This is a genomic window from Pseudomonas sp. NPDC090203, from assembly GCF_044746765.1.
Lineage (GTDB): Bacteria > Pseudomonadota > Gammaproteobacteria > Pseudomonadales > Pseudomonadaceae > Aquipseudomonas > Aquipseudomonas putida_AD.
Genome location: NZ_JBIVCV010000010.1, coordinates 21873 through 28356, shown reverse-complemented (window position 1 = coordinate 28356; position 6484 = coordinate 21873). Strand labels below are relative to the sequence as shown.

At 61.1% G+C, this 6484-nt stretch carries 6 protein-coding genes; all 6 read left to right on the top strand.

Annotated elements, in window-relative coordinates; all coding sequences use genetic code 11:
* Nucleotides 1–306 precede the first annotated feature (306 nt).
* Nucleotides 307–1431 (top strand): ABC transporter ATP-binding protein, encoded by a 1125-nt coding sequence (locus ACIPO9_RS17895; RefSeq protein WP_274136782.1) that lies wholly within the window; start codon nucleotides 307–309, stop codon nucleotides 1429–1431.
* Nucleotides 1432–1519: 88 nt separating this feature from the next.
* Nucleotides 1520–2551: a polyamine ABC transporter substrate-binding protein gene (locus ACIPO9_RS17890; RefSeq protein WP_274136783.1), complete on the top strand. Its 1032-nt coding sequence runs from the start codon at nucleotides 1520–1522 to the stop codon at nucleotides 2549–2551.
* Between the two features lie 86 nt (nucleotides 2552–2637).
* Entirely contained in the window at nucleotides 2638–3885 is a 1248-nt protein-coding gene (locus tag ACIPO9_RS17885) for an ABC transporter permease (RefSeq protein WP_400782528.1), read from the top strand.
* 10 nt (nucleotides 3886–3895) lie between these two features.
* Complete coding sequence (locus ACIPO9_RS17880) at nucleotides 3896–4723, top strand: ABC transporter permease (RefSeq protein WP_400782525.1); 828 nt, start codon at nucleotides 3896–3898, stop codon at nucleotides 4721–4723.
* Nucleotides 4724–4983: 260 nt separating this feature from the next.
* Complete coding sequence (gene rpe / locus ACIPO9_RS17875; RefSeq protein ID WP_400608598.1) at nucleotides 4984–5655, top strand: ribulose-phosphate 3-epimerase; 672 nt, start codon at nucleotides 4984–4986, stop codon at nucleotides 5653–5655.
* The gene (locus ACIPO9_RS17870) at nucleotides 5655–6473 is read left to right on the top strand and encodes a phosphoglycolate phosphatase (RefSeq protein WP_274136454.1); all 819 of its coding nucleotides are present in this window, start codon (nucleotides 5655–5657) and stop codon (nucleotides 6471–6473) included. The genes rpe and ACIPO9_RS17870 overlap by 1 nt, the downstream gene beginning before the upstream one ends.
* Nucleotides 6474–6484: the final 11 nt, after the last annotated feature.

The following is a 6484-nucleotide window of genomic DNA, read 5'->3' as shown; positions in this document are numbered from 1 at the left end:
ACCAATTGGTTGTTTTGGGGGCTTCAAAAAAAACCACCTTGGTTTTTTTTTTTTACGGGGGGCGGGGGCACCCCCCCCACAAAAAACCCCCCCCCCCCCCCTGTAGGAGCGCGCTTGCCCGCGACGAGGCCGGAGCAGGCAAAAATCATCTCTTTGACCACATACCTATCCCCGCCATCCGTGTAGGGCAATCCCTACCCCAGGTCTTCCACCGCGCCTAGGCGAATCTCTCCTACCCCCCGATTTGCGCGGTTTTCAGGCTGATCTAGGCTTGTTCCCACGTTTGATTAAACAAGGGTGTGGGTAATGAGCAACGTCGATTCTAGCGCTGGGGCGAGTGATGTTCTGGTCAGCTTTCGTGGTGTGCAGAAGAGCTACGACGGCGAAGTTCTGATCGTCAAAGACCTCAACCTGGACATTCGCAAAGGCGAATTCCTCACCCTGCTCGGGCCTTCGGGTTCCGGCAAGACCACCAGCCTGATGATGCTCGCAGGGTTCGAAACCCCGACCGCGGGCGAGATCTTGCTGGCTGGCCGTTCGATAAACAACGTGCCACCGCACAAGCGCGACATCGGCATGGTGTTCCAGAACTACGCGCTGTTCCCGCACATGACGGTCGCCGAGAACCTGGCGTTCCCGCTGTCGGTGCGTGGCATGAGCAAGACCGACGTCGCCGAGAAAGTGAAGAAGGCGCTGGACATGGTGCAGCTCGGCGCGCTTTCCCATCGTTACCCGGCGCAGATGTCCGGTGGCCAGCAGCAACGTGTGGCCCTGGCCCGTGCGCTGGTGTTCGAGCCGCAACTGGTGCTGATGGACGAACCTCTCGGCGCGCTGGACAAACAACTGCGTGAACACATGCAGATGGAGATCAAGCACCTGCACCAGCGCCTGGGCGTCACCGTCGTCTACGTGACCCACGACCAGGGCGAAGCCCTGACCATGTCGGACCGCGTGGCCGTATTCCACCAGGGCGAAATCCAGCAGATCGCCCCGCCACGTACCCTGTACGAAGAGCCGAAAAACACCTTCGTCGCCAACTTCATTGGCGAGAACAACCGCATCAACGGCACCTTGCTCAGCCAGACCGGCGACCGCTGCCAGGTGGCCCTGACCCGTGGCGAAAAAGTCGAGGCGCTGGCAGTGAACGTCGGTGCGCCGGGCAGCCCGGTCACCCTGTCGATTCGCCCTGAGCGGGTGAACCTCAACGGCCGCAGCGAGAGTTGCGTGAACCGTTTCTCTGGCCGCGTGGCCGAGTTCATCTACCTGGGCGACCACGTACGGGTGCGCCTGGAAGTGGCTGGCAAAACCGATTTCTTCGTCAAGCAACCCATCGCCGAGCTGGACCCGGCGTTGAGCGTTGGCGACGTTGTGCCCATTGGATGGCAGGTCGAGCACGCCCGCGCGCTGGACCCTTTGCAGGAAGCGCATTGATTCAAACGCTGTAGTCGCAAAAGAAGCACCCAGAGGCGAACCCATCGCCCCCAACGCTTACACAAATCGTTCGTGGAGAGAAAAACAAATGCTCAAGACATTGAAGCTCACCGCCTTATCGGTCGGCATGATGTGCGCGGCGCAAGCCATGGCCGCCGATCTGACTGTCATTTCCTTCGGTGGTGCGAACAAGGCAGCGCAGGAAAAAGCCTTCTACGCCCCATGGGAAAAGACAGGCAGCGGCAAGATCATTGCCGGCGAATACAACGGTGAGATGGCCAAGGTCAAAGCCATGGTCGACACCAAGAGCGTGACCTACGATCTGGTGGAAGTCGAATCCCCGGAACTGGCTCGCGGTTGCGACGAAGACATGTTCGAAGAGATCGATCCGGCCATCCTGGGCAAGAAAGAAGACTACGTGCCGGGCGCCATCCAGACCTGCGGCGTGGGCTTCTTCGTGTGGTCCACCGTGCTGGCCTACAACGCCGACAAACTGAAAACCGCGCCGACCAGCTGGGTCGATTTCTGGGACACCAAGAAATTCCCGGGCAAACGTGGCCTGCGCAAAGGCGCCAAGTACACCCTGGAATTCGCTCTGATGGCTGACGGCGTCGCGCCGAAAGACGTCTACAAAGTGCTCGCCAGCAAAGATGGCCAGGACCGCGCCTTCAAGAAACTCGACGAACTCAAGCCGAACATCCAGTGGTGGGAAGCCGGTGCCCAGCCGCCGCAATTCCTGCAATCGGGTGATGTCGTGATGAGCTCGGCCTACAACGGCCGTATCGCCGCCGTGCAGAAAGAAAGCAACCTGAAAATCGTCTGGACCGGCGGCGTCTACGACTTCGACTCCTGGGCGATTCCGAAGGGCGCGAAGAACGTCGAGGAAGCCAAGAAATTCCTGGCCTACACCCTCAAGCCTGAACAGCAGAAGACCTACTCCGAGAACATCGCCTACGGCCCGGCCAACTCCCAGGCTGTCAGCCTGCTGACCGCCGACAACCAGAAAAACATGCCGACCACCCCTGAAAACATCAAGGATCAGGTGCAGTTGAGCGTGAGCTTCTGGACCGACAACGGCGAAAACCTGGAGCAGCGTTTCAACTCCTGGGCTGCCAAGTAAGCTGATTTACCCGGCTCTATCCCCTGTCTTGCCTATGCGGCGGGGCAGGGGACGCACCCCTCGTTCAAAGATTTTCGGAGTTCGCTATGGCCACCGCCGTGCCCCTGACTGAAGGCGCCAGCCCGACCTTGAAGCAACGCCTGGCCCGTGCCGAGCGCGTCAACCGCTGGAAGGCTCAGGCGTTGATCGCGCCATTGGCGATTTTCCTGCTGCTGGTATTTCTGGTGCCGATTGCGGCGCTGCTCTACAAAAGCGTGAGCAACCCTGAAGTGGTTGGCGGCATGCCGCTCACGGTGGTCGAAGTGTCCAAGTGGGACGGCAAAGGCCTGCCCCCTGAGGCGGTGTACAAGGCCGCGAGCCAGGACCTGGCCGATGCCCGCAAAAACCAGGCCCTGGGCGATCTGTCCAAACGCCTGAACCAGGAGCTGGCCGGCTACCGCAGCCTGCTTGCGAAAACTGCCCGCGCGCTCCCTTTCAAGGAAGAACCTGCTTCCTACAAAGACGCCATGGAAGCCATCGACGAACGTTGGGGCGATCCAGCGTACTGGCAGGCTGTGCGTCGCAACACCTCAAGCTTCACCCCCTATTACCTGCTGGCCGCTGTCGACCACCGCATCGATGACCTTGGTGAAGTGGCGCCCGCGACCCCGGATCAAGCGATCTACATCGACGTCTTCGCCCGCACCTTCTGGATGGGCCTGGTCATCACCGTGATCTGCCTGCTGCTGGCCTACCCACTGGCGTACCTGCTGGCGAACCTGCCTGCGCGGCAGAGCAACCTGTTGATGATTCTCGTGCTGTTGCCGTTCTGGACCTCGATTCTGGTGCGGGTCGCCGCGTGGATCGTCTTGCTGCAATCGGGTGGCCTGATCAACGGCGCGCTGATGGCGATGGGCATTATCGACAAGCCGCTGGAGCTGGTATTCAACCGGGTCGGCGTGTACATCTCGATGGTCCACATCATGCTGCCGTTCATGATCCTGCCGATCTACAGCGTGATGAAAGGCATCTCGCCGACCTACATGCGTGCCGCGATTTCCCTGGGCTGCAACCCCTTCGCCAGCTTCTGGCGGGTGTACTTCCCGCAGACCTACGCCGGGATCGGTGCGGGCTGTCTGCTGGTGTTCATCCTTGCCATCGGCTACTACATCACCCCGGCGCTGCTGGGCAGCCCGAACGATCAGATGGTCAGTTACTTCGTGGCGTTCTACACCAACACCAGCATCAACTGGGGCATGGCGACGGCCCTGGGCGGCCTGCTGTTGCTGGCGACCGTGGTGCTTTACCTGATCTATAGCTGGCTGGTCGGCGCCAGCCGCCTGCGCCTGAGCTGAGGAGAGAAACATGCTGAGTCCTTATTCCTCGCCCGTCGAGCGCGTCTGGCACTACACGCTGCGCATCCTGTGCGGGCTGATTCTGTTGTTCCTGGTGCTGCCGGTGCTGGTGATCGTGCCGCTGTCGTTCAACTCCGGCAGCTTCCTGGTCTATCCGCTGCAGGGTTTCTCGCTGCACTGGTATCAGGACTTCTTCAACTCGGCCGAGTGGATGCGCTCGCTGAAGAACAGCCTCATCGTCGCCCCGGCCGCCACGGTGCTGGCCATGGGCTTCGGCACGCTTGCAGCGATTGGCCTGACGCGCAGCAACTTCCCCGGCAAGTCGCTGGTGATGGCGTTGGTGATCTCGCCGATGGTGGTGCCGGTGGTCATCATTGGTGTCGCCAGCTACCTGTTCTTCGCCCCGCTGGGCCTGGGCAACAGCTACACCTCGCTGATCCTGGTGCACGCAGTGCTGGGTGTGCCGTTCGTGATCATCACCGTGTCGGCCACGCTGCAGGGGTTCAACTACAACCTGGTGCGTGCGGCGGCGAGCCTTGGCGCTTCACCGGTGACCACCTTCCGCCGCGTGACGCTGCCACTGATTGCGCCGGGGGTGATCTCCGGTGCGCTGTTCGCCTTTGCCACCTCGTTCGACGAAGTGGTGGTGACGCTGTTCCTCGCTGGCCCCGAGCAGGCGACCTTGCCGCGGCAGATGTTCAGCGGTATCCGCGAAAACCTGAGCCCCACCATCGCCGCGGCAGCCACCATGCTGGTGGGTTTCTCGGTGGTGCTGTTGCTGGTGCTGGAATGGCTGCGCGGACGCAGCGAGAAATTGCGCACCGCAGTGGTGGAGTGACCTGACCGGTACCTGTAGGAGCGCGCTTGCCCGCGATGGCGATGTGTCAGACATTAAGAGGGTGCCTGACACGACGCTTTCGCGGGCAAGCGCGCTCCTACAAGATGTCGTTCGCATGATTGATGCACTTGCCCGCAGCCGGTCGCTGCGGGTCCCGCAGAGTATTGGGGTGTCGTCGCATTCATCCACCACACAAGCCACGTTCCAGCCTCTTGGAGTACAATGCGCGCCACCGTGATTTCGCTCAACAAAGGTGCGTCATGCAGCCCTTCGCTATTGCTCCGTCGATTCTGTCCGCCGATTTCGCCCGTCTGGGCCAGGAAGTCGACAATGTCCTGGCCGCCGGCGCCGACATCGTTCACTTCGACGTCATGGACAATCATTACGTGCCCAACCTGACCATCGGTCCGATGGTCTGTTCGGCGCTGCGCAAGTACGGCATCACCGCGCCCATCGATGTGCACCTGATGGTCAGCCCGGTCGATCGCATCATCGGCGACTTCGTCGAAGCTGGCGCGACCTACATCACCTTTCACCCGGAAGCGACCCAGCACATCGACCGCTCCCTGCAACTGATCCGCGAGGGCGGTTGCAAGTCGGGCCTGGTGTTCAACCCGGCGACCCCGCTGAACCTGCTCGAATACGTCATGGACAAGGTCGACATGATCCTGCTCATGAGCGTCAACCCAGGCTTCGGCGGCCAGAAATTCATCCCCGGCACCCTCAACAAACTGCGCGAAGCGCGGGCGTTGATCGATGCGTCGGGTCGTGACATCCGCCTGGAAATCGACGGCGGGGTCAACGTCAACAACATCCGCGAAATCGCCGCCGCTGGTGCCGATACCTTCGTGGCAGGTTCAGCTATCTTCAATGCGCCCGACTACAAAGAGGTCATTGAAAAAATGCGTGCAGAACTGGCGTTGTCCCGCTGATGAGCGGCTTCGAGCAGCTGTTTCCGGGTCGTCTGCCGAAACTCATCATGTTCGATCTGGATGGCACGCTGATCGACTCGGTGCCGGATCTGGCTGCTGCCGTGGACAAGACGCTGATCGAACTGGGGCGTGAACCCGCCGGTATCGAGCGGGTGCGCAACTGGATCGGTAACGGCGTGCGGGTGCTGGTGCGCCGCGCGCTGGCCAACGACATGGATCACTCCTCGGTCGATGAAGCTTCGACCGAACAAGCGCTGGCCATCTTCATGGAAGCCTACAGCGACAATCACTCGCTGACCGTGGTCTACCCCGGCGTGCGTGAAACCCTGAAATGGCTGCAGAAGCAGGGCGTGGAAATGGCCCTGATCACCAACAAGCCGGAGCGCTTCGTCGCGCCGCTGCTGGATGAGATGAAACTGGGCCGGTTCTTCCGCTGGATCGTCGGCGGTGACACGCTGCCCCAGCAGAAGCCCGACCCGGCTGCGCTGTTTTTCGTGATGAAAATGGCCGGCGCGCCAGGTTCGCAATCGCTGTTCGTGGGTGATTCGCGCAATGACGTGCTCGCCGCCAAAGCCGCTGGCGTGGCCTGTGTCGCGTTGAGTTACGGCTACAACCACGGCCGTCCGATCGCCGAGGAATCGCCTGCGCTGGTGATCGACGATTTGCGCAAACTGATTCCGGGTTGCTTAGATCTTGGGGCTGAGATAACGTTGCCCGACGTTCAATCTCCCTCCTTTAGAGAATCCATCGTGGTGGTCACCCGCAAACTCTGGATGAAAGTCATCAAGGCCCTGGCCCGCTGGCGTTGGCGCGCCTGACTTGACTCTGG